The sequence below is a fragment of the Streptomyces mesophilus genome, assembly GCF_040300965.1.
GTDB lineage: Bacteria > Actinomycetota > Actinomycetes > Streptomycetales > Streptomycetaceae > Streptomyces > Streptomyces mesophilus_A.
This window is the reverse complement of sequence record NZ_JBEPEW010000021.1, coordinates 41,005-67,659: the sequence shown is the minus strand read 5'-3', so window position 1 is coordinate 67,659 and position 26,655 is coordinate 41,005. Positions and strand designations below refer to the sequence as shown.

The 26,655-nt window shown below is 70.6% G+C and carries 29 protein-coding genes and 1 pseudogene; 23 read left to right on the top strand and 7 right to left on the bottom strand.

The features are described from left to right. Window positions 1–208: 208 nt before the first annotated feature. The 5 genes from bioB (at window position 209) to ABT367_RS11005 (ending at window position 4,686) form a co-directional block, all read left to right on the top strand. On the top strand, window positions 209–1,444 hold the full coding sequence (gene bioB, locus ABT367_RS11025; protein WP_352251813.1) for a biotin synthase BioB: 1,236 nt from the start codon (window positions 209–211) through the stop codon (window positions 1,442–1,444). After that, window positions 1,437–2,723 (top strand): adenosylmethionine--8-amino-7-oxononanoate transaminase, encoded by a 1,287-nt coding sequence (locus tag ABT367_RS11020; protein ID WP_352251811.1) that lies wholly within the window; start codon window positions 1,437–1,439, stop codon window positions 2,721–2,723. Before bioB ends, ABT367_RS11020 begins: the two co-directional genes overlap by 8 nt. 108 nt (window positions 2,724–2,831) lie before the next feature. Continuing rightward, window positions 2,832–3,521 (top strand): dethiobiotin synthase, encoded by a 690-nt coding sequence (gene bioD / locus ABT367_RS11015; protein WP_352251809.1) that lies wholly within the window; start codon window positions 2,832–2,834, stop codon window positions 3,519–3,521. 18 nt (window positions 3,522–3,539) lie between these two features. Further along, the gene (locus ABT367_RS11010) at window positions 3,540–3,884 is read left to right on the top strand and encodes a VOC family protein (protein WP_352251807.1); all 345 of its coding nucleotides are present in this window, start codon (window positions 3,540–3,542) and stop codon (window positions 3,882–3,884) included. Between the two features lie 136 nt (window positions 3,885–4,020). Beyond that, window positions 4,021–4,686, top strand: coding sequence for a class I SAM-dependent methyltransferase (locus tag ABT367_RS11005; protein ID WP_352251805.1), 666 nt, complete (start codon window positions 4,021–4,023; stop codon window positions 4,684–4,686). 23 nt (window positions 4,687–4,709) lie between these two features. Here the strand turns inward: ABT367_RS11005 and ABT367_RS11000 are convergent, their stop codons facing one another. Beyond that, on the bottom strand, window positions 4,710–5,285 hold the full coding sequence (locus ABT367_RS11000) for a TIGR03086 family metal-binding protein (protein ID WP_352251803.1): 576 nt from the start codon (window positions 5,283–5,285) through the stop codon (window positions 4,710–4,712). 72 nt (window positions 5,286–5,357) lie between these two features. Here ABT367_RS11000 and ABT367_RS10995 point away from each other — a divergent pair, with 72 nt between their 5' ends. From ABT367_RS10995 to ABT367_RS10985, 3 genes are all read left to right on the top strand, one after another. Further along, window positions 5,358–6,185: an AraC family transcriptional regulator gene (locus ABT367_RS10995; protein WP_352251801.1), complete on the top strand. Its 828-nt coding sequence runs from the start codon at window positions 5,358–5,360 to the stop codon at window positions 6,183–6,185. A gap of 289 nt (window positions 6,186–6,474) precedes the next feature. Next, complete coding sequence (locus ABT367_RS10990; protein ID WP_352251799.1) at window positions 6,475–6,906, top strand: hypothetical protein; 432 nt, start codon at window positions 6,475–6,477, stop codon at window positions 6,904–6,906. Between the two features lie 95 nt (window positions 6,907–7,001). Next, window positions 7,002–7,451, top strand: a complete 450-nt coding sequence (locus ABT367_RS10985) for a hypothetical protein (protein ID WP_352251797.1) — start codon at window positions 7,002–7,004, stop codon at window positions 7,449–7,451. 140 nt (window positions 7,452–7,591) lie between these two features. Here ABT367_RS10985 and ABT367_RS10980 read toward each other — a convergent pair whose 3' ends face one another. Next, window positions 7,592–7,963 carry a fic family toxin-antitoxin system, toxin component gene (locus ABT367_RS10980; protein ID WP_352251795.1) on the bottom strand — a complete coding sequence of 124 codons (372 nt, stop codon included), beginning with the start codon at window positions 7,961–7,963 and terminating at the stop codon, window positions 7,592–7,594. After that, window positions 7,960–8,184, bottom strand: coding sequence for a toxin-antitoxin system HicB family antitoxin (locus tag ABT367_RS10975; RefSeq protein WP_352251793.1), 225 nt, complete (start codon window positions 8,182–8,184; stop codon window positions 7,960–7,962). Before ABT367_RS10975 ends, ABT367_RS10980 begins: the two co-directional genes overlap by 4 nt. A 199-nt stretch (window positions 8,185–8,383) precedes the next feature. Between ABT367_RS10975 and ABT367_RS10970 the strand changes: the two are divergent. The 7 genes and pseudogenes from ABT367_RS10970 (at window position 8,384) to ABT367_RS10940 (ending at window position 16,529) form a co-directional block, all read left to right on the top strand. Beyond that, window positions 8,384–9,329, top strand: a pseudogene (locus ABT367_RS10970) (ABC transporter ATP-binding protein). 7 nt (window positions 9,330–9,336) lie between these two features. Beyond that, entirely contained in the window at window positions 9,337–11,901 is a 2,565-nt protein-coding gene (locus tag ABT367_RS10965) for an ABC transporter permease (RefSeq protein WP_352251791.1), read from the top strand. Between the two features lie 53 nt (window positions 11,902–11,954). Beyond that, window positions 11,955–12,845, top strand: coding sequence for a TIGR03621 family F420-dependent LLM class oxidoreductase (locus ABT367_RS10960; RefSeq protein WP_352251789.1), 891 nt, complete (start codon window positions 11,955–11,957; stop codon window positions 12,843–12,845). A gap of 150 nt (window positions 12,846–12,995) precedes the next feature. Next, entirely contained in the window at window positions 12,996–13,430 is a 435-nt protein-coding gene (locus tag ABT367_RS10955) for a GNAT family N-acetyltransferase (protein WP_352251787.1), read from the top strand. A 237-nt stretch (window positions 13,431–13,667) separates the two neighbouring features. After that, window positions 13,668–14,999: a hemolysin family protein gene (locus ABT367_RS10950; RefSeq protein ID WP_352251785.1), complete on the top strand. Its 1,332-nt coding sequence runs from the start codon at window positions 13,668–13,670 to the stop codon at window positions 14,997–14,999. Further along, window positions 14,996–16,009 carry a hemolysin family protein gene (locus ABT367_RS10945; protein ID WP_352251783.1) on the top strand — a complete coding sequence of 338 codons (1,014 nt, stop codon included), beginning with the start codon at window positions 14,996–14,998 and terminating at the stop codon, window positions 16,007–16,009. Before ABT367_RS10950 ends, ABT367_RS10945 begins: the two co-directional genes overlap by 4 nt. Window positions 16,010–16,064: 55 nt before the next feature. Then, window positions 16,065–16,529: a GNAT family N-acetyltransferase gene (locus tag ABT367_RS10940; protein ID WP_352251781.1), complete on the top strand. Its 465-nt coding sequence runs from the start codon at window positions 16,065–16,067 to the stop codon at window positions 16,527–16,529. 21 nt (window positions 16,530–16,550) lie between these two features. Here ABT367_RS10940 and ABT367_RS10935 read toward each other — a convergent pair whose 3' ends face one another. Beyond that, a complete protein-coding gene (locus ABT367_RS10935) occupies window positions 16,551–17,021 on the bottom strand; it encodes a carboxymuconolactone decarboxylase family protein (RefSeq protein ID WP_352251779.1) in 471 nt (156 codons plus the stop codon). A gap of 146 nt (window positions 17,022–17,167) precedes the next feature. On the opposite strand from ABT367_RS10935, the gene ABT367_RS10930 reads away from it, so the two are divergent. The 4 genes from ABT367_RS10930 to ABT367_RS10915 all read left to right on the top strand — a co-directional run bounded on the left by ABT367_RS10930 (window position 17,168) and on the right by ABT367_RS10915 (window position 20,675). Then, window positions 17,168–17,995, top strand: a complete 828-nt coding sequence (locus tag ABT367_RS10930) for an SGNH/GDSL hydrolase family protein (RefSeq protein ID WP_352251777.1) — start codon at window positions 17,168–17,170, stop codon at window positions 17,993–17,995. 59 nt (window positions 17,996–18,054) lie between these two features. After that, a complete protein-coding gene (gene purB, locus ABT367_RS10925) occupies window positions 18,055–19,488 on the top strand; it encodes an adenylosuccinate lyase (RefSeq protein ID WP_352251775.1) in 1,434 nt (477 codons plus the stop codon). A 53-nt stretch (window positions 19,489–19,541) separates the two neighbouring features. Then, window positions 19,542–20,027 (top strand): G/U mismatch-specific DNA glycosylase, encoded by a 486-nt coding sequence (gene mug, locus ABT367_RS10920; RefSeq protein WP_434975442.1) that lies wholly within the window; start codon window positions 19,542–19,544, stop codon window positions 20,025–20,027. A 120-nt stretch (window positions 20,028–20,147) separates the two neighbouring features. Next, entirely contained in the window at window positions 20,148–20,675 is a 528-nt protein-coding gene (locus ABT367_RS10915) for a DUF6584 family protein (RefSeq protein ID WP_352251773.1), read from the top strand. A gap of 42 nt (window positions 20,676–20,717) precedes the next feature. Here the strand turns inward: ABT367_RS10915 and ABT367_RS10910 are convergent, their stop codons facing one another. Genes ABT367_RS10910 through ABT367_RS10900 form a run of 3 tightly spaced genes read right to left on the bottom strand, consistent with a single transcriptional unit; the run spans window position 20,718 to window position 22,865 of the window. Continuing rightward, window positions 20,718–21,131 carry a hypothetical protein gene (locus tag ABT367_RS10910; RefSeq protein WP_352251771.1) on the bottom strand — a complete coding sequence of 138 codons (414 nt, stop codon included), beginning with the start codon at window positions 21,129–21,131 and terminating at the stop codon, window positions 20,718–20,720. A gap of 39 nt (window positions 21,132–21,170) precedes the next feature. Next, window positions 21,171–21,908 (bottom strand): ABC transporter permease, encoded by a 738-nt coding sequence (locus ABT367_RS10905; protein ID WP_352251769.1) that lies wholly within the window; start codon window positions 21,906–21,908, stop codon window positions 21,171–21,173. A 36-nt stretch (window positions 21,909–21,944) separates the two neighbouring features. Further along, window positions 21,945–22,865 (bottom strand): ABC transporter ATP-binding protein, encoded by a 921-nt coding sequence (locus ABT367_RS10900; protein ID WP_352251767.1) that lies wholly within the window; start codon window positions 22,863–22,865, stop codon window positions 21,945–21,947. A gap of 106 nt (window positions 22,866–22,971) precedes the next feature. On the opposite strand from ABT367_RS10900, the gene ABT367_RS10895 reads away from it, so the two are divergent. The 4 genes from ABT367_RS10895 to ABT367_RS10880 all read left to right on the top strand — a co-directional run bounded on the left by ABT367_RS10895 (window position 22,972) and on the right by ABT367_RS10880 (window position 26,646). After that, on the top strand, window positions 22,972–24,183 hold the full coding sequence (locus ABT367_RS10895) for a sensor histidine kinase (protein WP_352251765.1): 1,212 nt from the start codon (window positions 22,972–22,974) through the stop codon (window positions 24,181–24,183). Window positions 24,184–24,281: 98 nt separating this feature from the next. Next, complete coding sequence (locus tag ABT367_RS10890; protein ID WP_352251763.1) at window positions 24,282–24,932, top strand: response regulator transcription factor; 651 nt, start codon at window positions 24,282–24,284, stop codon at window positions 24,930–24,932. Between the two features lie 112 nt (window positions 24,933–25,044). Beyond that, entirely contained in the window at window positions 25,045–26,199 is a 1,155-nt protein-coding gene (locus ABT367_RS10885; RefSeq protein WP_352251761.1) for an ROK family transcriptional regulator, read from the top strand. An 84-nt stretch (window positions 26,200–26,283) separates the two neighbouring features. Continuing rightward, window positions 26,284–26,646: a DUF1304 domain-containing protein gene (locus tag ABT367_RS10880; RefSeq protein WP_352251759.1), complete on the top strand. Its 363-nt coding sequence runs from the start codon at window positions 26,284–26,286 to the stop codon at window positions 26,644–26,646. Window positions 26,647–26,655: the final 9 nt, after the last annotated feature.

Genomic DNA, 26,655 nt, shown 5'->3' with positions numbered 1-26,655 from the left:
CCTCGGGTGCTCGGGAGCGTGCCTGCCGGGTGCTCGGCGCGGTGCGCCGCGGGTGTCCGGCAGAGTGCCGCTCGTCTTTGTCGGCAGTCCACAGACACTAGCCGCACTCCCCCGAGGTCAGCGTGTGGCAATACCCACACCTGGGACGGCCACTGTTGTGCGGTTCCTACTTGGCCGCGGACGGGCGCGTAAGCGAGGATCTGCACTCATGGACCTGCTGAACACGCTCGTGGACAAGGGGCTTCGGCGCGAGCTGCCGACCCGCGAAGAGGCACTCGCCGTGCTCGCCACCTCCGATGACGACCTGCTCGACGTGGTCGCCGCCGCGGGCAAGGTGCGCCGTCAGTGGTTCGGGCGCCGGGTGAAGCTCAACTACCTCGTCAATCTGAAGTCGGGTCTGTGCCCCGAGGACTGCTCGTACTGTTCGCAGCGGCTCGGCTCCAAGGCCGAGATCCTCAAGTACACCTGGCTGAAGCCGGAAGACGCCTCCAAGGCCGCGGCCGCCGGGGTCGCGGGCGGTGCCAAGCGGGTCTGTCTGGTGGCGAGCGGGCGCGGTCCCACGGACCGCGATGTGGACCGGGTGTCCAAGACCATCGAGGCGATCAAGGAGCAGAACGAGGGCGTCGAGGTCTGCGCCTGTCTCGGGCTGCTCTCCGAAGGCCAGGCCGACCGGCTGCGCGACGCCGGCGCGGACGCGTACAACCACAACCTGAACACGTCCGAGGGCACGTACGGCGAGATCACCACCACCCACACGTACGCGGACCGGGTGGACACCGTGCAGCAGGCGCAGGCCGCGGGCCTGTCGGCCTGTTCAGGTCTGATCGCGGGCATGGGCGAGAGCGACGAGGACCTGGTCGACGTGGTCTTCGCGCTGCGCGAGCTCGACCCCGACTCGGTGCCGGTGAACTTCCTGATCCCCTTCGAGGGCACCCCGCTCGCCAAGGAGTGGAACCTCACGCCGCAGCGCGCGCTGCGGATCCTCGCGATGGTGCGCTTCGTCTGCCCGGACGTCGAGGTGCGGCTCGCGGGCGGGCGCGAGGTCCATCTGCGCACGATGCAGCCGCTGGCCCTGCACCTGGTCAACTCCATCTTCCTGGGCGACTACTTGACCAGCGAGGGCCAGGCCGGACAGGCCGACCTGGACATGATCGCGGACGCCGGCTTCGAGGTGGAGGGCGCGGGGACCACGACGCTGCCCGAGCACCGGGCCGATGTGGTGGCTGGGTGCGGATCGCATGAGTCGGCGGGCTGCGGGTCCCACGAGGAATCCTCGGGCGGCGGGTCCCACGAGTCCTCCGGGTGCGGCTCTCACGGTGGCGGCTGCGGACCCTGCGGATCCCCGCAAGCCGAGCCCGAGGCCCCCGCCGTCCCCGAAGCCCGTACGGACCTGGTGGCGGTGCGCCGTCGCGGCGCCGGAACGGATCTCGCACCCAATGCCTGACCTGTCCGGATTGACGCAGGCGGAGCTCCTCGATCTCGACCGCCGGCACGTCTGGCACCCCTACGGTCCGATGCCCGGCCGCCAGGAGCCCCTGGTGGTCGAGTCCGCGAACGGAGTGCGCCTGAAGCTGGCCGGCGGCGAGGAGCTGGTCGACGGGATGTCGTCCTGGTGGTCGGCCGTCCACGGCTACAACCACCCGGTGCTCAACGAGGCCGCGCGCGGCCAGCTCGACCGGATGAGCCATGTGATGTTCGGCGGTCTCACCCACGAGCCCGCCGTACGCCTGAGCAAGCTGCTCGTCGACATCACGCCGGAGGGCCTCGAGCATGTCTTCCTCGCCGACTCCGGTTCGGTGTCGGTCGAGGTCGCGCAGAAGATGTGCCTGCAGTACTGGCGCTCGCTCGGCCGGCCCGGGAAGCAGCGACTGATCACCTGGCGCGGCGGCTATCACGGGGACACCTGGCATCCGATGTCGGTGTGCGACCCCGAGGGCGGGATGCACGAGCTGTGGTCGGGTGCGCTGCCCCGTCAGGTGTTCGCGCCCGCTCCCCCGGCCGAGTTCGACGAGGCGTACGCACAGGTGCTGCGCGACACCATCGCCGAGCACGCCACCGAGACCGCCGCGGTGATCGTGGAGCCGGTGGTGCAGGGCGCCGGCGGGATGCGCTTCCACTCCCCCGCGTATCTGCGGGTGCTGCGCGAGGCGTGCGACGCGCACGACGTGCTGCTCGTGTTCGACGAGATCGCCACGGGCTTCGGTCGTACGGGCGAGCTGTTCGCGGCGTCTCACGCGGGTGTCACACCGGATGTGCTGTGCCTGGGCAAGGCGCTGACCGGCGGATACCTCACGATGGCGGCGACCTTGTGCACGGCGCGGGTCGCCGAGGGCATCTCGCGTGGCGAGGTGCCGGTGCTCGCGCACGGCCCGACCTTCATGGGCAACCCGCTGGCCGCGTCGGTGGCCTGCGCCTCGATCGAGCTTCTGCTCGGCCAGGACTGGCGGGCCGAGATCAAGCGGATCGAGTACGGGCTGCGCGAGGGCCTCGCCCCGGCGGCCGGGCTGCCCGGCGTGGTGGATGTGCGGGTGCTCGGCGCGATCGGTGTCGTCCAGCTCGACCGCGAGGTGGACATGGGCGCGGCGACGCGGGCGGCGGTCCGTGAAGGGGTGTGGCTGCGGCCGTTCCGCGACCTGATCTACACGATGCCGCCGTATGTCACCGGCGATACGGACATCGCCCGGATCTGCCGCGCGGTGGTCGCGGCGGCGCGGGAGGGCTGAGATGCCGGTCAAGAGCGTTGAGACGGTGATCGTCGCGGGAGGTACGGGGATGCCGGTACTGATCGTCGGATCCGGGATGCCGGCACTGATCGTCGGAGGAGGCCCGGCATGCCGGTACTGATCGTCACGGGCACCGGAACGGAGATCGGCAAGACGGTCACCACGGCGGCGATCGCCGCGGTGGCCCTCGCCACCGGACGCTCGGTGGCCGTGCTCAAGCCCGCGCAGACCGGGGTGGCGCCCGGCGAGGCGGGCGATGTCGCCGAGGTGACACGTCTGGCCGGCCCGGTCACCGGCCTCGAACTCGCCCGCTATCCCGAGCCGTTGGCGCCCGCGACCGCGGCCCGGCGCGCGGGCATGGCTCCGGTGACGCCCGCCGAGGTGGCCGAGGCCGCGGCGAAACTGGCCGCCGCACACGACCTCGTCCTGGTCGAGGGCGCCGGCGGTCTGCTCGTCCGCTTCGACGACGCGGGCAGCACCCTCGCCGACGCGGCCCGGCTCCTCGGCGCTCCTGTCCTGGTGGTCGCCCCGGCCGGGCTCGGCACCCTCAACTCGACGGCCCTGACCGGCGAGGCACTGCGGGCGCGCGGCCTGACCCAGGAGGGTGTGGTGGTCGGCAGCATGCCGGCCGCGCCGGGGCTCGCGGAGCGCTGCAACCTGACCGATCTGCCGGTGGTCGCCGAGGCACCGCTGCTCGGCGCGGTACCGGAGGGAGCGGGTGCGCTCGCACCGTCCGTGTTCCGTGCGCGCGCGGCGTCGTGGCTCGCGCCGCGTCTGGGCGGGGTTCGGGAAGGCTGAACCTCTACGCTGGCGTCCATGCGCGCACGTATCGAGGAAATCGTCTTCGACTGCCACAACCCCGCCCAACTGGTCCGCTTCTGGGCCGCGCTGCTCGACGCGGAGCCCGTGGACCGCTCGCCGGACTGGTCGTACATCGATGTGCCCGGGTTCATCCGGATCGCCTTCCAGGGCGTACCCGAGAAGAAGACGGTGAAGAACCGGCTGCACCTCGATGCCAATGCGGGCGACCTCGCCGCCGCGACCACCGAGGCGGAAGCGCTCGGGGCGCGCCGCGTCGGCGACGTGGTGACGGACGAGTACGGGGCCTTCCAGGTGCTCGAGGACCCGGAGGGCAACGAGTTCTGTTTCGTCAGCGGCTAGGGGCCGGCGGGCTGTCACCTCGTAAGGGCGGAATCCCGTAGGCGCAGAATCCTGTAGGGGCAGAATCCCGTAAGGGCGGATTCCGCAATCTCGGGGGGAGAATCGTCCTAACGCACCAGTCTGCCGAGGAGACAAGATGCCGTCACGCTCCGGACAAGTGCCCAAGGACGCGGTCCACCACCCGATCTTCGCCCGCTTCTACGAGAAGCAGAGCGTCGCAGCCGAGAAACTCATCGCGACCCACCGCAAGGAACTCCTGGCCGGTCTCACCGGCCGGGTCATCGAGATCGGTGCGGGCAACGGACTGAACTTCGCCCACTATCCGTCGGCCGTCTCCGAGGTCGTCGCGATCGAACCCGAGCGCCATCTGCGGCAGTTGGCTGCCTCGGCGGCGCTGCGGGCCGAGGTGCCGGTGGATGTGGTGCCGGGGGCGGCGGAGGCGCTGCCGGTCAAGAGCGAGGCGTTCGACGCGGCGGTCTTCTCGCTCGTCCTGTGCAGCGTGCGGGATGTGCCGCGCGCCCTCGCGGAGGCCCGCCGCGTGCTGCGTCCTGGCGGTGAGCTGCGCTTCTTCGAGCACGGGCGGGCGCCCAAGGGCCGGGCGATGGCCGGGTTCCAGCGCGGCCTCGACGCGACGCTGTGGCCGCGCCTGTTCGGCGGGTGCCACGTGGCGCGCGAGCCGGTCGCGTCGATCCGGGACGCGGGGTTCGAGATCGCCGCGTCCCGTGACTTCCTGATTCCGCCGTCCAGGCTGCGGCTGCCGACCTCGTACTGCGTGATCGGCACCGCGCGCAGGAGCGACTGAGGCGACTCGCGGGAGACGTCCGCCTACCGCGGCGCCCAGTGCGGGTCACGACCGGTGAGGGCGAGCAGGGTGTCGAGCGGTGAGGCGTGCTCCGCCACCTCGACAGGTGCGCCGAAGACACCCATCTGCCGTCCTCCGGGAGCCAGTTCGGCGAAGGCCGGGGCCACGTCGTCCACCGTTTCGGGGTCGGGCTCGTACTCCTGGCCTGTGGCCCGGGCCAGGTCCCAGGGATGGACGACGAGGTCGCCGAGCGCCATCCGCGCGACGGTGGGCGCGGGCATGTCCATCATGCCGGTGGGGCCCTCCAGTGCACCGGGTGCGGCCCAGGCCTGCGCGAGGCGGCGCACCTCCACGGCGAAACGCTTGCGCCACTCGGGGTCCTCGGTGACATAGTCCGGGGTCGCGGAGAAGTCGGCGGGCTGTTTGGCGGCGAGCGCCTGGAACTGCACGACCACGTGCAGAAGATGGTTCACGAGGGCGCGCACGTCGTACTCGGCACAGGGCGTGGGTGCGCCGAGCTGTGCGTCCTCGATTCCGTCCAGTACGGCCGACGCGCGGTCACCGGCAACGGCCATCAGTTCGCTGATCTGCTGGGTCATACGACGACCGTAGGCCCGCCCGGCAGCCGGGTTCTTGTAGAAACGCGTCACGCGAGTCCTAGACTCCCGGCCATGGCAGCTCCGCGCAGGGACACCCGAGGCATCCTCGACCCGGCCGAGCTGCTGTCCCGGGTACGTTTCCGCCGCCATGAGCCCGCGGCGCCCGAGCTGCGTCCGTATCTGGAGCATTACTGGCTGATCGACTGGGATCTGCCGGAGCCCTTCGCCTCGCATGTCGTCCCGCACCCCTCGGTGAATGTCGTCTTCCAGCGCTTCGACGACCGCAGCTTCGGTGAGGTGGCGGGCATCGGGCTCGACCTGTTCACACAGAAACTGGAAGGTACGGGGCGGGTGTGCGGGGTGCAGTTCCGGCCGGGCGGCTTCGGGCCCTTCGCTCCGGACGCACCCGTATCGCAGTGGACGGGGCGCCGCCTGCCCCTCTCCGACGTCTTCGGTGAACTACCGCGGGATCTGGTCGACTCGGTGCTGGCACCCACCGAGGACGCGGGGCGGGTCGCGGCCCTGGACGCGTTCCTGCTCTCGTGCGGCCCGCGCCCCGATCCGGCGGCCGATCACGCGATGGCGCTGGTGGACCGGATCCGCGCCGACCGCACGGTCCTGCGCGCCGGCGCCCTGGCACGCTCCGAGGGCATGTCACTGCGGACGCTGCAGCGGCTCTTCGCGCAGTACGTGGGGGTCGGCCCCAAGTGGGTCATCCTCCGCTACCGCATCCACGAGGCCCTGGAACGCGCCGAGTCGGACGCGGCCGTGGACTGGGCGGCCCTCGCCGCCGAACTCGGCTACACCGACCAGGCCCATCTCGTACGGGACTTCACGACGACGGTGGGGGTGCCGCCTACTGCGTATGCGCCTGCTCGGCAGGTACACAAGCCTGACTGATGCGCGGGGCACCGTAAGGGGGTCGTGATCACTCGCGCCAAGGCGGCCGGGGCCCGAAGCTCATACACCGAGCTCGTGCCGTTCGCGGGGCCCATCGGACTGTCCCGGTGTTCGTGATCCTTAGGGGCGCGTATGGGCGGCGAACGGAATGGACGACTACTTGCGTAAGGCTCTGGAGGACGGAGTGGAGGCCGGGGACTGGTGGCGGGGCTGAGCACCCGTGGAATGCACCCCCGGTGGCTTGCGCCACGACGGTTTCCAGACCGCAGCCGTCTGACACGATGTGCCCGTGCATGCTGAAGATCAGGTGGGTGCAGGCGTCTCTGCCGAACTCGCGAAGTTCCTCCGGGAGGCGGAGGACGGCCGACCGGTGATGATCGCTCCTTCGGTCTGCGATGGGTGCAGCAGCCGCTCTTTCTTCGTGCTGGTCAATACGTCCGCGGCAGCGCGGGAGTGTGCCGGCTGCGGCAGCCGGGCGTTCATCGCGGACAGCGAGGAGTACTGGAACGAGGAGTCCTGGGAGGACGACGAGCCCGGCGCGGCTGGTTGCCCGTGCGGAGGCGAGCAGTTCGAGGCCGCGGTCGCATTCTCACTCGGCGAGGACGGATCGGTCCGGTGGGTGACCGTGGGCCTGCGGTGCCTCAAGGACGGCTTCTGCGGGATCTACGCCGACTGGAAGATCGACTACGGTCCCACGGACCATCTCCTGACCATGGTCTGAATCTGCTCGGCAATTGGGCCGGACCGGCGGCATCGCATGGAAGTCCTGGGCCGCCTGGTGGCCGTCCGAGACAGCCCAGCCACTACGGTGCCCATGTGGGGAACAGCGAAGTGAACGGCCCAGAACTGACGGCTGACGACTACGCGTCCGTGCACAGCGCGATGCAGAGCCTGTCCGACAAGTACGGCACGTGCACGCTCAACGAGGCACTGACCAGGTGGCGCCTGACGGTCATCGGGATCGAAGACTGCTTCGACACGGAGTGGATCTGGGAATACCACCACGAACTCGTCTGCAGGGACTGGTTACACGAAGCCTGGCCGCTACTGACAGCACGCGTACGCGAGCTGCGCCAAGAGTTCCTGGGCGAGTGGGACCGCCGGTTCGCCGCGGCAACGTTGCCCATGCGGAGGGTTGACGGTTCGCCATCCACGAGGGAGGGGCGGTGGTGGCACAACCGCTATCCACGGCGGATCACCGGCGAATTGCCGCACGATCTGCCGTCGAGTTGGTCACCGGCGCCGATCTATGCAGAAGGCGACTGAGGTCTCAGCGCCATGGCCGCGGAGACTGAGGTCTCAGCGCCCTGGCCGCGGCCAGGGCGCGGCCCCCGTGCACCGGCAGGCCCTTCAGGTCTGGGCCACCTCAGGGCGTCCGGTGCCGCCCTGCGCCCCCGCCGCCCCAACTACCCGCTCCACCCCCGCAGCTCATCCGCGATGCGCAAGACCCCCGCCTCCCCCGACTTCACCAGCCGGGCCAGGTCCCGGACCTGTTCGGCGGAGATGATCATCTTCAGGCCGCTCGCGACGAGGTAGGCGTATGCGACGGCGCAGGCGAACATCGCGTTCGAGCGCTCCAGTGCCGGGATGTGCAGGAGCTGCTGGAGGAGGGCGGCGGCCCGTTGGTGAGGGTCGTCGTAGACCGGGACGCCGAATATCTCCGCCTCGTGGCGGCATACCGCGGCCACGAGGGAGCCCCAGTCGGTGACTTGGGGATCGCCGGGGGTCTTCTGCTCGGCGATCATCAACAGCCACGCGAGATCTATTTTCAGAGTCAAGGCCGGGTTCGCTCCGGACCGAACTCCTCGGTGAACACGGACTCGTACTGCTTCATGAAGTCGGCGGCCGAGTCGACGAAGGTGCGTCCCGCCTCGCCGGCGTCCTGGCGCACGAGTTCCTCGATGTAGCGGTTGACGCTCATCCCCCGGGCCAAGGCACGCTCGCGGGCGGCCTTCGCGGTCTCCTCGTCCACGCGGACGTTGAGCTGAGTCTTCGGCATGCTTTCAAGCTAGCGCCGAAGCGCTAGCAACGGCAAGGGGGATCCTGGGCGGAATCCCGCCCTCCCCCGCGAGGGATTCCCGTGGCCCTTACATGGGTCGCCGACGCCCGACTTCGGAGGGATACCGCGTATCCGTCGAACACGGCTACTCTCGGCGTTCGTACGGGAGTTGGGACGGACTGGAGCCCGGGAGGCGGCCTTGTCCACACCGTCAGCAGCACATCTCACCGACCTCGCGGAACCGGCCCGCATCGCGGCCCGGGCCCGTGGGCTGACCAAGGCATACGGCTCGGGCGAGACCACCGTGCTCGCGCTCGACGCGGTCGACGTGGATATCGCGCGCGGCCGGTTCACCGCCGTGATGGGGCCTTCGGGCTCGGGCAAGTCGACCCTGATGCACTGTCTGGCCGGTCTCGACTCCGTGTCCGCAGGGCAGGTGTGGCTCGGCGACACCGAGATCACCGGGCTGCGGGAGCGGGAGCTGACGCGGGCGCGCCGGGACCGGATCGGCTTCATGTTCCAGGCGTTCAATCTGCTGCCGACGCTCAACGCGCTCGAGAACATCACGCTGCCGATGGACATCGCCGGACGCAAACCCGATGCCGAGTGGCTGGAGCGCGTCATCGACACCCTCGGCCTTCGGGACCGGCTCAAGCACCGCCCGGCGCAGTTGTCCGGCGGTCAGCAGCAGCGCGTGGCCTGTGCGCGAGCACTTGCCTCACGGCCCCGAGCTGATCTTCGCGGACGAGCCGACGGGGAACCTGGACTCGCGTGCCGGGCTCGAAGTGCTCGGATTCCTGCGCGAGGCCGTCGACGAACTCGACCAGACCGTCGTCATGGTCACGCACGATCCGGGCGCCGCGGCGCACTCGGATCTGGTGCTGTTCCTGGGCGACGGACGGATCGTGGACGAGATGGAGCAGCCGACGGCGGAGGCCGTCCTTGAACGGCTGAAGCGCTTCGACTCACTCGGAGCGGTGCCTTCCGCCCGCTCCGGAGCATCCGACGCACAGTCGCCAGAGCCCGACGCGCAGTCGACACAGCCCGACACACAGTCGGCAGCACCCGACGCACAGTCGACACAGCCCGACACACAGTCGGCAGCACCCGACGCGAAGTCGGCCGACCCGCTGCGCAAGGACTGAGGCAGCCGTGCTGAAGGCCACGCTGCGCAGTTTCTTCGCCCACAAGGGCCGTCTGTTCCTCTCGGCCCTCGCCGTGATCCTGTCCGTGGCGTTCGTCGCGGGCAGCCTGATCTTCTCCGACACGGTGACCCGTACCTTCGACCGGCTCTTCGCGTCGACCTCGGCCGACGTCACCATCACGGCCAAGGAGGACATCGACGAGGGCATCCCCTCCGGCCTGGTGCCCACCGTGCCCGCCGAACTCGCCGAGCGGATCCGCTCGGTGGAGGGGGTCGAGGGGACGCACCTCGATGTGGGCGTGGAGAACATCACGGTCGTCGACGCGGAGAACGAGCCGGTCGGACCGACCACCGGCGCGCCCACGATCGCCACCAACTGGTACGTCACCGACCGCAGTCCGGTCGAACTCACCGACGGCCGCGAGCCCGCGGGTCCTGGCGAGGCGCTGCTCGACGCGGACACCGCCGACAGCAAGAACCTCGAGATCGGCGACACCCTGACGGTGCTCGCGCGGCCCGGCTCGTTCAAGGTGGAGATCGTCGGCATCGCCACGTTCACCACGACCAACCCCGGTGCCGCGCTGGTGTTCCTGGACACCGCCACCGCACAGCAGGAACTGCTCGGCGACCCCGAGAAGGCCACCGGCATCGCCGTCGACGCGGCCTCCGGAGTCACCGACGAGCAGCTCAAGAAGAACCTCGCGGCCGCGCTCGGTACCACGTACGAACTGCAGACCGCGGACGAGCAGGCCGAGTCCGCCGCGTCCGAACTGGGCGGCTTCCTCGACGTCATCAAGTACGTGATGCTCGGCTTCGCGGGGATCGCGGTCCTGGTCGGCATCTTCCTGATCGTCAACACCTTCTCGATGCTGATCGCCCAGCGCACCCGTGAACTCGGCCTGATGCGGGCGCTGGGCGCGGACCGCCGCCAGGTGCGCCGTTCGGTGATGACCGAGGCGCTCCTCCTCGGCCTGGTCGGCTCGACGCTCGGTCTGGCCACGGGCATCGGCCTGGCCGCGGGGCTCATCGAGCTGATGGGCCTGCTCGGGATGAACCTCAAGGCCACCGAGATGGTCATCGGCTGGGGAACACCCGTCATTTCGTACGCGGTAGGGGTCGGCGTCACCTTCCTCGCCGCGTATCTGCCGGCCCGGCGGGCGGCCCGGGTCTCCCCCATGGCGGCACTCGCGGACATCGAAGTCATGGGTCTGGGACGCCCGTTGACGGTGCGCGCGATCGTCGGCTCCGTGGTGGGCGCGGCGGGTGCGGCCGCCCTGATCGGCTGCGCGCTGGCCAAGGACAGCGCGGGTGCGGGCTCGCTCCTCGGACTCGGTGTGGTCCTGACCCTGATCGCCACGGTGATCGCCGGCCCGCTGCTCGTACGGCCCGTGATCCGGGTTCTGGGCGGGGCGTTCCCCGCGGTGTTCGGCTCGGTGGGGCGGATGAGCCAGCGCAACGCGCTGCGCAATCCGCGCCGTACCGGTGCCACCGCCGCCGCGCTGATGGTCGGGCTCGCGCTCGTGGGCGGCCTTTCCGTGGCCAGCGCCTCGATGACCAAGTCCTTCGACGACCAGATCGACCGCTCGCTCGGCGCCGACTTCGTGGTGCAGAACAGCAACTTCATGCCGTTCCCCACCGAGGTCACCGAGGCCGCGAAGAGCGCGGACGGTGCGGCCCTCGTCGTACGTCAGCGGTTCGTCCCGATCGCGCTCACGCTGCCGGACGGCGAGCGGGTGGAGTCCACGGCGTCCGCGTACGAGTCACGCCTGGACGAGGTGGCGAAGGTCGAGTACACGGTCGGCGACACGCAGGCCGCGCTCGCCGACGACAGCCTGGGCATGGACCATGCGTTCGCGGCGGAGCACGGCGTGAAGGCCGGTGACAAGCTGTCCGTGGAGTTCCCCGGCCAGAAGAAGGCGACCCTGACCGTGGGGGCCCTGACCGATCTGCCGGGCAGTGGCACCTTCGGCCCGCAGGGCGGGGTCTTCCTCGGGTTCGGGACCGCCGACAAGTACGTGCCGGACGGCCAGGACTCCGCGGTGTACATCAACGCGGGCTCCGGTGTCGACGCCGATGAGCTCCGCAAGGGCCTGGAGACGGCGCTCGACCCGTATCCGCAGGTGCAGGTCCGTGACCAGGCCGACTACAAGGAGCTGATCCGGGGCCAGATCGCGGTCATGCTCTATCTCGTCTACGCCCTGCTCGGCCTCGCGATCATCATCGCGGTGCTCGGCGTCGTCAACACCCTCGCCCTGTCGGTCGTCGAGCGGACCCGTGAGATCGGTCTGCTACGGGCGATCGGCCTGGCACGGCGCCAGTTGAGCTGGATGATCCGCCTCGAATCGGTGGTGATCTCGGTGTTCGGGGCGCTGCTCGGGATCGCGCTCGGCCTGGTGTGGGGTGTGGCGGTGCAGCAGGTTCTCGCCCTGGAGGGCATGACGGCCTTCGCGATCCCCTGGGGAACCATGATCGCGGTGGTGCTCGGCTCGATCGTGGTGGGCCTGGCGGCGGCGCTGCTGCCCGCTCTGCGCGCGGCCCGGATGAATGTGCTGGCGGCGATCGCGCACGAATAGGGCGCGTGACGGGGTAGGACCGGCTCGATATCGCACAGCGAGGGAGAGAGACGATGAGCCGCCCGTTCCGCTTCGGCGTGAACTTCCTGACGCCCGCGCCCGCCGACGAGTGGCGTGCGAAGTGCCGCCGTGCCGAGGAGCTCGGTTACGACGTCCTTCTCGTCGCCGACCACCTCGGGATGCCGGCGCCGTTCCCGGCCCTCGTGGCCGCGGCGGAGGCGACCGAACGGCCGCGCCTTGGCACCTTCGTGCTCAACGCCGGCTTCTGGAACCCCGCTCTGCTGGCCCGCGAGATCGCCACCACGGACGGTCTCACCGGCGGCCGCCTGGAGGTGGGGCTCGGCGCGGGGTACGTCCAGGCCGAGCACGAGGCGGCGGGGCTGCCCTGGGGGTCACCCGGCGAGCGGGTGGATCATCTCGCCCATACGGTACGGGAGTTGAGACGCCTGTACGGCGAGGAGGCGCTGCAAGGGCAGCTGACGCAGAAGGACGGGCCGCCGCTGCTGATCGGTGGCAACGGTGAACGGGTTCTGAGGCTCGCCGCCGAGGAAGCCGCGACCGTGGCCTTCACCGGGGCGCGCTCCGCACCCGGGGCACCGGGCACCCTGCTCGCCCTGAGCGCAGAGGAGTTCGGAGCCCGTATCGCTCGCTACGAGGAGTTCGAGCGGGCCGCGGGCGGGCCGCCCGCCGAGCGCAATCTGCTGCTGCAACTGGTCGAGCTCACCGAGGACCGCGGCCGAGCGGTAGCAGCGCTGACGGAGCGCAGCAGCCATCTGACGCCGGCGCAGGTGCTCGCGCTGCCGATCCTGGCCGTGGGAACCCTGGACGAGGTGACCCGTCAACTCCTGGAGCAGCGGGAGCAGTTCGGCTGCTCCTATCTGACCGTGCTCGAACCGTACATGGAAGCCTTCGCTCCGGTGATCCGGTCGCTGCGCGGGCGGTGACCGTACGGCGCCCGCGTGGTCTGTGCGTACGGCGCCCGCGTGGTCTGTGCATACGGCGCCCGCGCGGTCTGTCCGCACGGCGCCCGCACGGCCTGTCCGTATCGCGGAATTGCCTGGCTCCGGCCCGCGGGCCGGTGATGGGATATCCGCATGACCGATCTGCGCATCCGGGCCGCCGGGCCCGAGGACCTCGACGCCGTACTCGCCTTCTGGAAGACCGCCGCCGAGGGCACGAGCATCAGCGACGACCGGGCGGGGGTCGAGCGGCTCGTCGAGCGGGACCCGCGGGCGCTGATCCTCGCGGAGCTGGACGGAGAGCTCGTCGGCACGGTGATCGCCGGGTTCGACGGCTGGCGGTGCCATCTGTACCGGCTCGCCGTGCATCCGGACCGCCGGCGGCGCGGTATCGGTTCGGCGCTGCTCACCGCCGCCGAGGAGCGGTTCGCGGCGCTCGGCGGACGGCGGGCCGACGCGATGGTCCTGGTACGGAACGAGACCGGACAGCGGGCCTGGGAGGCCGGTGGCTACCACCCGGAGGAGCACTGGCGGCGGTGGGTGAAGCCGCTCGCCGAGCCGGCTTCGTAGCGCGCCCTGCGGCGGAGGGCCAGGCGGGGTTCACCTGTCGAGGTCGGGGTACCACGGGTTTTCCGGGCTTCTGTTCGTTGCCCCCAGCACCTACCTTTGCGATCCCTTTAATATGGAGCGTCACCGCTGTACCCCTCCACACGAAAGGTGTGAGCGTCCGCCCATGGGCGAGCCTCCCAGTACCCGACATCGCGCACTCTCCGTATCCCTGGCCGATCATGGGACGGAGGTGACCCGATGACCGAAGTGCTCCTGCTCCTCGTGGCACTGCTGCTCACGCTGGCCTGTGGTGTCTTCGTCGCCGCCGAGTTCTCGCTGACCACGGTCGAGCGTTCCTCCCTGGAGCGTGCCGCCGCCGAGGGCGAGCGCGGCGCGGACAGCGCTCTCAAGGCCGTGCGCACCCTCACCTTCCAGCTCTCCGGCGCCCAGCTCGGCATCACCGTCACGGGCCTGGTCATCGGCATGCTCTCCAAGCCGTCGCTCGGCAAGCTGCTCGCCGGCCCCCTCGACGATCTGGGGCTCTCGCACTCGGCCGCCGACAGCGTGGCTCTGGTGCTCGCCACCGCGTTCTCCACCGTGGTCCTGATGGTGATCGGCGAGCTGGTGCCCAAGAACTGGGCGATCTCCTCCCCGCTCGCGGTGGCCAAGCGGGTGGCGACGGCGCAGCGCTGGTTCAGCCTGGCCTTCAAGCCGCTGATCAACCACCTCAACAACACGGCGAACCGTTCCGTACGGCGCCTCGGCATGGAGCCCGCCGAGGAGCTGGCCTCCGCGCGCGGCCCGCAGGAGCTGGCCGCGCTGGCCCGGCACTCCGCGAAGGAAGGCGCCCTCGAGGCCGACACCGCGGAGCTGTTCGTCCGCACCCTGAACCTCGCCGATCTGACGGCCGAGAACGTGATGACCCCGCGCGTGCAGGTCATGGCCCTGGACATGAAGGCCACGGCGGAGGACGTCGCCTCGGCGACCAGGGCGACGGGCCTGTCCCGCTTCCCGGTCTACCGCGAGTCCCTCGACCAGGTGGTCGGCGTCGTCCACATCAAGGACGTCCTGGCCGTGCCCGCCGACCGCAGGCCCCGCCAGTCGGTCGCGCATCTGATGCGCGAGCCGCTGCTCGTCCCGGAGTCGCTGACCGTGGACCGGCTGCTCGACCGGCTCTCCGGCAAGCGCACGATGGCCGTCGTCATCGACGAGTACGGGGGCACGGCCGGAGTGGCCACCCTCGAGGACATCGTCGAGGAGGTCGTGGGCGAGGTCCGCGACGAGCACGATCCGCACGAGACCACCGATCTGGCCCCGGCCGGCGAGGACGAGGAGGGGCGCCCGCTGTACTCGGCGGACGGCGCCGCCCGCATGGACCAGCTGGAGAGGATCGGTCTGCATGCGCCGGACGGCCCGTACGAGACGCTCGCCGGCCTGATGGCCACCGAGCTCGGCCACATCCCCGTCATCGGCGACAGCATCGAGGTGGCCGGCTGGCGCCTCGACGTGGTCGACGCCACCGGCCGCCGCGCCGCCCGCGTCCTGATGCACACACCCCTGCACCGGACCCCCGAGGAGGATCAGCGATGATCGCACTACAGCTCCTCATCGGTCTGGCGACCCTGGTCGTCAACGCCTTCTTCGTGGGTGCCGAGTTCGCCCTGATCTCGGTGCGCCGCAGCCAGGTCGAACCGCACGCGGAGGAGGGCGACCGGCGTGCGCGCAGCGTCATGTGGGGCCTGGAGCACGTGTCGCATCTGATGGCGGCGGCCCAGCTCGGCATCACCCTGTGCACCCTGGTGCTCGGTATCGTCGCCGAGCCCGCGATCGCCCATCTCCTGGAGCCGGGCATGGACGCCATCGGGGTACCGCACGGTCTGGTGCATCCGATCTCGTTCGTGATCGCCCTCTCGGTGGCCACGTATCTGCACATGCTGCTCGGCGAGATGATCCCGAAGAACATCGCGCTCGCCGAGCCCGTGAAGTCGGCGCTGCTGCTCGGCCCGCCGCTGGTGGCGATCACCCGGGCGCTGCGTCCGGTGATCTTCGCGATCAACGCCTTCGCCAACGCGCTGCTCAAGCTGCTGCGGGTGGAACCGAAGGACGAGGTCGAGGCGAGCTTCTCCGACGATCAACTGGCCCGTATGGTCAAGGACTCCAAGGACGCGGGCCTGATCGACGACCGCGCGACGGAGCGCCTGCACGACGCCCTGGAGCTGGGCAACCGTCCGGTGCGGGATGTCGTACTGCCGGTCGAGCAGGTCACTTACGCACGGCTCGGAGTGACGCCGGAGCAGTTGGAGCGGCTTTCGGCCGAGTCCGGGTTCTCCCGCTTCCCCGTGGTGGACCAGGCGCGCCGGATCGTCGGGTATCTGCACGTCAAGGACGCGCTCGACGTCCAGCCGCGTGATCTGCCCTTCCAGGTGCAGGACATGCGCCCGATCGCCCGGGTACGCGAGTCGACCCCGCTGGACGACGTGCTGACCGCGATGCGCCGCAGCCGTACGCATGTGGCGGCGGTGCTCGGCGAGGACGGACGGCTCGCGGGTCTGGTGACCATGGAGGACGTGCTGCGGGAGCTGTTCGGGCAGCCGGTCTGAGGCCCGCCCGCGGCCGCCCCGTAAATCGGTTGACCGCGTCCATAGGGTTTCGGGCATGACGCTTCGCCTGGAAACGATCACGCCGGCCACCCTCGACACCGCGCTCGCGATCCGCGTACGGAGCGACCAGGAGCACCTGGTCGCTCCCGTGGTGAAGTCGCTGGCCGAGGCCTACGTCCATCAGGAGACGGCCTGGCCCCGGCTGATCATGGACGGGGACAAGGCCGTCGGTTTCCTGATGGCCTTCCTCGACATCCACTGGGACGAGGACCCGAACGGCACGGACATACGCTCCGGGTTGTGGCGCCTGAACATCGCGGAAGGTGAACAGGGCCGTGGGTACGGCAGGTTCGCGGTCGAGGCGGTGGCCGACGAGATCCGCCGGCGCGGCGGCAAGAGCCTGTACGTGACCTGGCACCCGGGCCCGGACGGGCCCGAGGGCTTCTACCGCGGTCTCGGCTTCGAGCTCACCGGAGAGACGAGCGGCGACCAGACTGTGGGAGTGCTCGCCCTGGGCTGAGCACTCCCCCGTCCGGCCCGTTCAGTACTGGCCGACCTCGTAGTTCCCGGCGGGCTGCTGGGTGATGACGTTGAGGCGGTTGAAGGTGTTGATGATCGCGATGCCGATCACCAGCGCCGACAGCTGCTCCTCGTCGTAGTACTTGGCCGCATTGGCCCACGCCTCGTCGCTCACACCGCCGGCCGCGTCCGCGATCCGGGTGCCCTGCTCGGCCAGTTCCAGGGCCGCGCGCTCGGCGTCGGTGTAGACGGTGGCCTCGCGCCAGGCGGCGACGAGGTTCAGCCGGATCAGCGTCTCGCCCGCGGCGGCCGCCTCCTTGAGGTGCATGTCGAGGCAGCCCGAGCAGCCGTTGATCTGGCTGGCGCGGATCTTCACCAGCTCCTGCACGGCCCGGGGCAGCGTCGACTCCTCCAGGACCTTGCCCGCCGCGATGATGTGCTTCAGGGCCTTCATCGGGACCTGGTGGCCCATGGGGTTCAGACGAGCTTCCATCGTGTGCTCCTGGGTTCGTTGTGATGCCTACATCCACGTGACGAGACAGCCCGGCTGCACGTAACACGGACACGTGTGACCTGCGTCTCAGGGCCCGCAGGCGGGCGCGGCAGGTTCCGCAGCGAGGCGATAACATCACTCGCGCCATGCAGATGAATGCCACGTACACCAGTCTTGTCGCGGTCGGCGACTCCTTCACCGAGGGCATGTCGGACCGCCTGCCCGACGGCAGCTACCGCGGCTGGGCCGACCTGCTCGCCACCCGGATGGCGCGCGTCGAACCGGGCTTCCGGTACGCCAATCTCGCCGTACGCGGCAAGCTCATCGGCCAGATCGTCGACGAGCAGGTCGAAGTCGCGGCTGCGATGCGCGCCGACGTGGTGACCCTGGTCGGCGGCCTCAACGACACGCTGCGGCCCAAGTGCGACATGGTCATGGTGCGCGACCGCCTCACCGAAGCCGTCGAGAAGCTCGCGCCCTCCTGCAAGCAGCTCGTCCTGATGCGCAGCCCCGGCCGCCAGGGCCCCGTTCAGGCGCGCTTCCGGCCGCGCATGGAGGAGCTCTTCTCGTACGTGGACGAGCTGGCGGCGCAGCACGGCGCCGTCGTCGTGGACCTGTACGGCGCCCCGGTCCTGGGGGACCAGCGCATGTGGGACGTGGACCGGCTGCATCTCACCGGCGAGGGGCACCGACGGGTGGCCGAAGCCGTCTGGCAGGCGCTCGGTTATGAGCCGGAGGACGACTGGCGCGCGCCGCTGCCGCCGGCTGTCCCGCTGAAGTGGGTGGCCCGGCGTACGGCGGACGTCAGGTTCGCCCGCCAGCATCTGCTGCCGTGGATCGGCCGCCGGCTGACCGGCCGCAGCTCCGGCGACGGGCGGCCGGCCAAGCGTGCCGAACTGCTGCCGTACGAGCTGGACGGCTCCGGGGTGATGGACGGCACGGGGGCGATGGACGGCTCCGGGGCGCCTTCGTAGCTTCCGCCGAATCGGGCGGGCGGATTGAGCTGCAGGTTCGCCCAGTAGAATGACCGACTGTGACTGTGAAGCCCCGCATCCCGAACGTCCTGGCCGGCCGCTACGCCTCCGTGGAGCTGGCCGCCCTGTGGTCCCCCGAGCAGAAGGTCAGGCTCGAGCGTCAGCTGTGGCTGGCCGTCCTTCGTGCGCAGAAGGATCTCGGGATCGAGGTGCCCGAGCAGGCGCTCGCCGACTACGAGCGCGTACTCGACCAGGTCGACCTCGCCTCCATCGCCGAGCGCGAGAAGGTCACCCGGCACGATGTGAAGGCGCGGATCGAGGAGTTCAACGCCCTCGCCGGCCATGAGCACGTCCACAAGGGCATGACCTCCCGTGACCTCACGGAGAACGTCGAGCAGCTGCAGATCCGGCTCTCCCTGGAGCTGATGCGGGACCGTACGGTCGCCGTCCTGGCCCGGCTCGGCAAGCTGTCCGCCGAGTACGGTGAGCTGGTGATGGCGGGCCGTTCGCACAACGTCGCCGCCCAGGCCACCACGCTCGGCAAGCGTTTCGCGACCGGTGCCGACGAACTCCTGGTCGCGTACGGCCGTCTCGAGGAGCTGCTCGGCCGCTACCCGCTGCGCGGCATCAAGGGCCCGGTCGGCACCGCCCAGGACATGCTCGACCTGCTCGGCGGCGACGCCGGCAAGCTCGCCGATCTGGAGCAGCGCATCGCGGGGCACCTCGGCTTCGGCCAGGCCTTCACCTCCGTCGGGCAGGTCTACCCGCGCTCGCTCGACTACGAGGTCGTCACCTCGCTCGTGCAGCTCGCCGCCGCCCCGTCCTCGCTCGCCAAGACCATCCGTCTGATGGCCGGGCACGAGCTGGTCACCGAGGGCTTCAAGCCGGGCCAGGTCGGCTCGTCGGCGATGCCGCACAAGATGAACACCCGCTCCTGCGAGCGCGTCAACGGCCTCATGGTCATCCTGCGCGGCTACGCCTCGATGACCGGCGAGCTGGCCGGCGACCAGTGGAACGAGGGCGACGTCTCCTGCTCGGTGGTCCGCCGGGTCGCGCTGCCGGACGCGTTCTTCGCGCTCGACGGTCTTCTGGAGACCTTCCTGACCGTGCTCGACGAGTTCGGCGCGTTCCCCGCGGTCGTCGCCCGTGAGCTCGACCGCTACCTGCCCTTCCTCGCCACCACCAAGGTCCTGATGGGCGCGGTGCGCGGCGGCGTGGGCCGTGAGGTCGCCCACGAGGCCATCAAGGAGCACGCGGTCGCCTCCGCGCTGGCGATGCGCGAGCAGGGCGCGGAGCGCAACGAGCTGCTCGACAAGCTGGCCGCCGACGAGCGGATCCCGCTGGACCGCGCGCAGCTCGATGAACTGATGGCGGACAAGCTGTCGTTCACCGGTGCGGCCGCCGACCAGGTCGGTGTCGTGGTCGGCCGGATCGACGAGCTCGTCAAGCAGCACCCGGAGGCCGCCGCGTACACGCCCGGGGCGATCCTCTGACCTCGTACAGCCGCGAAGAGCTCGAGGCCGCCCGCGACCGCATCGTCGACGATGTGGTGGCGGGCGGTCTTCGTGTGCTGTTCTGCGGCATCAACCCCGGTCTCCTGACGGCGGCTTCGGGCTTCCACTTCGCCCGCCCGGGCAACCGGTTCTGGCCGGTGCTCCATCTGTCGGGCTTCACGCCACGGCTGCTCAAGCCGTCCGAGCAGCGGGAGTTGCTCTCGTACGGACTCGGCATCACCAATGTCGTCGCGCGGGCGACGGCGCGGGCCGATGAACTGACGCCCGAGGAGTACGTGGAGGGCGGCCGCATCCTCGAAGTGAAGGTCGAGCGCCTCGCGCCCCGGTGGCTCGCGGTGGTGGGCGTGACCGCGTACCGGGCGGCGTTCGGCGAGCGCGCGGCGAAGATCGGGCCGCAGGAGCGGACGATCGGCGGGAGCCGGGTGTGGGTGCTGCCCAACCCCAGTGGCCTGAACGCGCATTGGACGGCGCAGACGATGGCCGAGGAGTTCGCACGGCTGCGGGAGGCGGCCGGCTGAAGGCTGCGTCGGCAGTCCGGGTACGCGCCGGTGGGGGCCCGGTCGATGCGGCAGAAGCGTGCGGGTGCTCTGCGACAAACCGGGTCGACATGGGTCGGCGCGGTACCCGATCATGCGTGCATGCCCCTCACAGAGACGCTCGCGAGAGTCGATGTGGACCTGGCCGCCGGCCGGGTCCCCGTCGCACGCCAGCGCTTGCGCGGACTCGTCTCCTCCTTCCCGTACGACCTGATGCTGCGTCGGCGCCTGGCCGAGGTGTACCGGCTCTACGGCGATGCCGCCCAGGCCGGACGGTGGATGTACCTCGAAGAGGACCGCGACGCCGCCGAGACCGCCGCCTTCGAGACGCGATACGGGTCCGGCGCCTGGCGGATGAGGGCTCTCGCCTGGCGCGGACCGGAGACGACGGCTGCCACCTCCTTCGCCGAGGAGCAGCTGGTCGCTGTGCGCACCGCCTGCGCCGAGGAGCTGGGGCATCCCGTCGGCTGGGACGACCCCGCCTCGTACGCGGACGGCCCAGGTGAGGAGTCCGAAGCGCCTTCCGGGCCGTGGACGGCCGGCGGTGCACTGGCGGGCCTCGGATGCCTGCTGGCGGTCCTCGCGTTCCTCGCGATCTGGGTGAACGGAGTCGTCGCCCTCTTCGACTGACCTGGGCCACCAGGCGAGGAGCTCCGCTCAAAGGGAGGCTGCTCAGGGCGGGTTGGCGGTGGTGACCAGAGCCAGGAGGCGTGAAGGGTGGTCGTGGGTGACGCCGAGGGCCAGCCAGCGGTCGCGGGCGCGCCAGATGTCGACCTCGGCCACCAGGGTGGCGAGGAAGGCCCAGGATTCGGGTATCTCCCCCGCCAGGTCCCGCAGTTCGAGGCGCACCGGCTCGCCCCACTGCTTCGTGAGCGGGACTGCGAGTGAGTCGTGGGCGGCCGGCGCCGCGTCGCGGGCCAGCTCGGCTATGCGGTAACCCGGTCCGCACGCGCCGGGGCCAAAACCGCCGTGCTCGGTGTCGAGGGAGTGGGAGCACAGCAGATCCAGCGCTGCCAACCGGTCGTGCAGCAGACGCACTTCGGAGCTCGTCGGCGGGTGCGGCTCGGGCCGCGGTGCGGCGGTCATGCGTCCAGTAGAGCAACCGCCACTGACAACGGGCGCCGCTCAGGCGTCCCTGCGCCGTACCGCCCACCACCCGGCGCCCACCGCGGCCGCCGCCCACAGCGCGGTGACGCCCAGTCCCAGCCAGGGGCCGAGGCTGCCGTCGTAGTCGGAGTGGAGCACCACCTGGCCGGCGCGGTCCGGCAGGAACTCGGCGACGCCCGCGTTCATGTCGCCGATGACGAAGCCCACGATGAGCACGAGCGGGATCAGCAGGCTCAGGACGGCGACGCCGCTGCGCAGGAGCGCCGTGAGACCGCTCGCGAAAAGCGCCATCAGCGCCAGGTACACACCGGCGCCCACGCAGGCGCTCAGCGCCCCCTCTTCGCCGAGGCCGATCGCGTACTCCCCCATGAAGAGCTGGCCGACGAGGAAGGTGGCGAAGGACGTGATCAGGCCGAGGACCAACGCCGCTGTGCCGATCACCGCGGTCTTGGCCGCGTAGAAGAGGCCTCTGCGCGGCACGGCGGCGAGCGAGACCCGCAGCGCACCGTGGGCGAACTCGGAGGAGAACGCGGTGGCGCCGAAGCTGATGGCCGCGATCTGGGCGAAGTTGATCGCGTAGAAGGCGCTGAACAGCGCGTCGTAGTCCGGGTTGTCGGCCTCGGCCTGGCCGATCAGCGGGAAGGCGAGCAGCGTGATGGCGAGGGTCGCGACCAGTACGGAGAGCAGGGAGCCCCAACTGGCGCGTACGGAACGGATCTTGATCCACTCGGAGTGGACGACTGCGGTGGTGGTCATGGGGCGGTCTCCTCGACTGGCTGGGGTCGGTCGGCGTCAGGGGCGGGCGGGGGCCGCGGCGAACTCGGCGTCCTGAGCGGTGAGGGCCAGATAGGCCTGCTCCAAGGAGGCCTGCTCGTCGGCGAGTTCGAGGATCGGAACGCCTTCACGGGCCGCGAGCGCGCCGATGTCCTCGGCCTTGGCGTCCTCGACGGTGAGCTTCCCGTCCCCGGCGAATTCGGCGACGTATCCCTGCTCGACCAGAACCTGCCGCAGCCGCGTCTGATCGGCGCTGCGCACCCGTACGCGGGCGTGGCTGTGCTCGTCGAGGAACTCGCGCATCGGGGTGTCCGCGAGAAGCCGGCCGCGGCCGAGGACGACAAGGTGGTCGGCGAAGGCGGCGGTCTCGTTCATGAGATGGCTGGAGACCAGGACGGTGCGGCCTTCGCGGGCGAGGCGGCGCAGGAGTTCGCGGATCCAGATGATGCCTTCGGGGTCGAGCCCGTTGGACGGCTCGTCCAGCATGATCACGGGAGGGTCGCCGAGCAGGGCAGCGGCGATGCCGAGGCGCTGGCGCATGCCGAGCGAGTACGTCTTGATGCGGCGGCCGGCCGCGGAGGCGAGGCCGGTCTCCTCCAGGACCTCCTCGACGCGCCGCACCCGAATTCCGTTGCTGACCGCGAGGGCGCGCAGATGGTTGCGGCCGGTGCGGGAGGCGTGCGCGTTCTGGGCGTCGAGCAGGGCGCCGACCTCGCGGAGCGGATCGGTGAGCGAGGCGTACGTACGGCCGCCGACCGTGGCCGTACCGGAGGTCGGACGGTCCAGGCCCAGGACGAGCCGCATGGTGGTGGACTTTCCGGCGCCGTTGGGCCCGAGGAACCCGGTGACCTTGCCCGGTGCGACGGTGAACGTGAGGTGGTCGACGGCGCGGGTGCTGCCGTACTCCTTGGTGAGTGCTGCGACCTCGATGCTTGTCATGGCTCCAGCCTCGGGAAACGGCAGCTCCGTGACCTCCCCCGGCGGTGGGGATCGTCTCCCCCACGTGGGGGAACCACCTGTCACAGGCGACTGGCACGATGGCGGCATGCCTCGATTCCTGCGACCGCTGACCCGTGCGGTGACGTATACGCGCTGGGTGCATCTGGTCGTGGGGGCGGTGCCCACGGTGATCGGTTCGTTCATCGTCGGGGTGCACACCGACTCCGTCGCACACTGGGTGTTTCTCGCGTTGCTGCCGATCCCGCTGGTGGCGGCGGCCGGCCTGGTGCCCGCGATGCGTCTGGCCGAGGGGCTCCAGGCCAGGCTGATGCTGTTCCCGGGGCGGCACGCGCGCCAGGGGGACGAGGACGCCCCGGAACCGGTCATCGTGGCGCGTCCGGCACAGACATGGCGCGACCGCGGGGTCACCGCGCTGTGGATGGTGCTCCGCCTCGAGGCGGGAAGTGCGATGGCCTGGCTGTCCGTTCAGGCAGGTGCGACCACGCTGTCGTTCGCCGGGTCCGTGGTCGGCGACGACCCCGGTGCCGACTCCGTGATCACCTTGCACGGCGCACACTGGGCGTACATCTTTCTCGTGCCGCTGCCGCTGACCGTCCTCGGCTACGTGGCGGCCGGCGCGGGCGCCCTCATGGCCAGGACAGCCCTGCGCATGCTCGGCCCCTCCCCCGCCGAACGCCTCGCCGCCCTGGAAGAGCGCACCGAGCAGCTGCTCGAGCACAACCGCATCGCCCGCGAGCTCCACGACTCGATCGGCCACGCCCTGACCGTGGCCGTGGTCCAGGCCGGTGCGGCACGCGCCGCGAACAGCCCCGCGTTCACCGATCAGGCGCTGGCCGCGATCGAGGACACCGGCCGCGCGGCACTGGAGGACCTCGAGCGGGTCCTGAAAGTGCTGCGCGAACCGAGCGAGCCCGCGCACCGCCGGCCCACGCTCGCCGAGGCCGACCGGCTCCTGGACTCGGCGCGGGCCTCCGGTGCGAAAGTGGACGCGGAGATCACCGGGCCGCTCGACCGGCTGCCGGGGCCGGTCACGCGCGAGGCGTACCGCATCCTGCAGGAGGCACTCACCAATGTGCTGCGGCATGCGGGCGCCGTACCGGTCACGGTGCGGATCACGGCCGACGACCGCCGGCTGCTCCTGACCGTGACCAATCCACTGGATGGCACCTCGCTCGGCGCCGGCAGCGGTTCGGGACTGCGCGGCGTCCGCGAACGCGCCACCTTGCTCGGCGGCCGTGCGAAGGCCGGCCCCGAGGACGGCGAGTGGCAGCTCACGGTCGATCTCCCGGTGTCCTGAGGAGGATTCACGGAGGATCCATGGGTGATCCATGGGTGATCCATGGGTGATCGAAGGGTGATCCATTGGGGATGCGCACCACCGCCTAAGCTGGCCGGATGCCGATCACCGTCCTGCTCGTCGACGACGAACCCCTGGTACGCGCCGGTCTGCGCGCCGTGCTCGAGGCGCAGCCGGACATCGAGGTGGTCGGCGAGGCCGCGGACGGCGCCGCCGTGGTGCCGCTGGTCCGCTCGCTGCGGCCGGATGTCGTGGCGATGGACGTACGGATGCCGCTGCTCGACGGCATCGAGGCCACCCGGGCAGTCCTTCGCTCCGTGGACGCACCGCCCAAGATCCTTGTGGTCACGACCTTCGAGAACGACGAGTACGTGTACGACGCCCTGCGCGCCGGCGCCGACGGCTTCCTGCTCAAGCGCGCCCGGCCCGCGGAGATCGTGCACGCCGTGCGGCTGGTCGCGGAGGGCGAGTCGCTCCTCTTCCCTGCGGCGGTGCGCTCCCTTGCGGCGGAGTACGGCAGCGCGCCGGCGCGTGCGGCCATGGAACGGGCGGCGCTCACCGAACGCGAGGCGGCCGTGCTGCGCCTCATGGCCCGCGGGATGTCCAACGCCGAGATCGCGGCCGATCTCGTGGTGGGTGCGGAGACGGTGAAGTCCCATGTCAGCGCCGTACTGGCGAAGTTGGGGGCGCGCGATCGCACCCAGGCCGTGATCGCCGCGTACGAGTCGGGGTTCGTGTCGCCCGGTTGATCACCTCTCCAGGCCTTCGGGCCACCGAATGTGGGCCTCCGGACACTCGCCGTGGCCAGGCCGCGGCGAGTACGATCCGGCCAGGCAGGTCGCAGAGCAGGAAGGACGTACGTTGAGCCGGTTGACCGGCGGGGATCCCTCGCTGCTACGACGGATCAACTCGGCCGTGGTGCTGCATGCCCTGCGCAACGCCGACTCCGCGACGCTCACCGAGATCACCCGGATCACGGGGCTTTCCCGCCCCACCGTCGAGGGTGTGGTCGAGGGCCTCATCGAGGCGGGTCTCGTCGTCGAGGCCCCCGTCGAGGAGGGTGCGGCGCGGCGGCAGGGCAGGCCGGCCCGCCGCTTCCGTTTCCGCGCCGAGGCCGGGCATCTCCTCGGCCTGGAGATCGGCCCGCACCGGGTGGCCGCGGTCCTGTCGGACCTGGACGGCAAGGTGCTCGGCGCCAACCACAAGCAGGTCGACGAGGTCGCCTCGTCCGATGAACGTCTGGAGCGGCTTCGCACGTGCGTGGCCGAGCTGCTGCGCCGCGCCGGCATCGCCCGCGACGCGCTGCGCGCCGTCGGCGTGGGCAGCCCCGGCATCGTCGAGGCGGACGGCACCGTAAGGCTCGGTACGGCGCTGCCCGGCTGGACGGGACTGCCGCTCGGCGAGCGGCTGCGCCGTTCCTTCAAGTGCCCGGTCCTGGTGGAGAACGACGCCAACACGGCCGCGGTCGCCGAGCATTGGAAGGGCGCGGCCCGCGACTCCGACGACGTGGTGTTCGTGCTCGCCGGGCTCAGCCCGGGCGCGGGCTCGCTGATCGGCGGCCGGCTGCACCGCGGCTTCGGGGGTGCGGCCGGCGAGATCGGTGCGCTGCATCTGCTCGGCCGCGACGTCACGCCCGAGACCCTGCTCTCCACGACGGACGAGCCACTGCACCCGCTCGACGAGCAGGCGGTCACCGAGGTGTTCCAGCACGCCCGTGAGGGCGATGTGGGCGCGAAGGCGGCGGTGGACCGGTACATCCAGCGGCTTGTCCACGATGTGGCGGCGCTGGTCCTCGCCCTGGATCCGGAGCTGGTGGTGATCGGCGGCTGGGCCGCGGGCCTCGACGGCGTACTGGAGCCGCTGCGCCGGGAGTTGGCCCGCTACTGTCTGCGTCCGCCGCGGGTGGCGCTGTCGATGCTGGGCGAGGCGGCGGTGGCGACGGGTGCGCTGCGGCTTGCGCTCGATCACGTCGAGGAGGAGCTGTTCGCGGTGGAGGGGACAGTGACGGGCCGCTAGCCGGCCTGCTCCGAAGGGTTCGAGGCAATCCATCAGCCCGGCTGTGAACGAGGGACCCGCCTGCCGTGACATAACGTGTCCGGCATGTCCACTATTGCCACGTTCGCCGTGGTCGCGCTCGCCCTGCTGCACGTCTACATCCTGGCCCTGGAGATGTTCCTGTGGACCAGCCCCCGCGCCCGAGCCGCCTTCGGTACGACGGAGGAGTTCGCGGCCGCGACCAAGGCGATGGCCGCCAACCAGGGCCTGTACAACGGATTCCTGGCAGCCGGACTCCTGTGGGGAGCGTTCGCCTCCGATCCGGTCGGATTCCAGGTACGGATCTTCTTCCTGGCCTGCGTCGCTGTCGCCGGGCTGTACGGCGCCGCGACGGCATCCCGCAAGATCCTCTTCGTGCAGACGGTGCCCGCTCTGGCGGTACTCGTCCTGGTGCTGCTGGCCCGCTGAAGCAGCGGT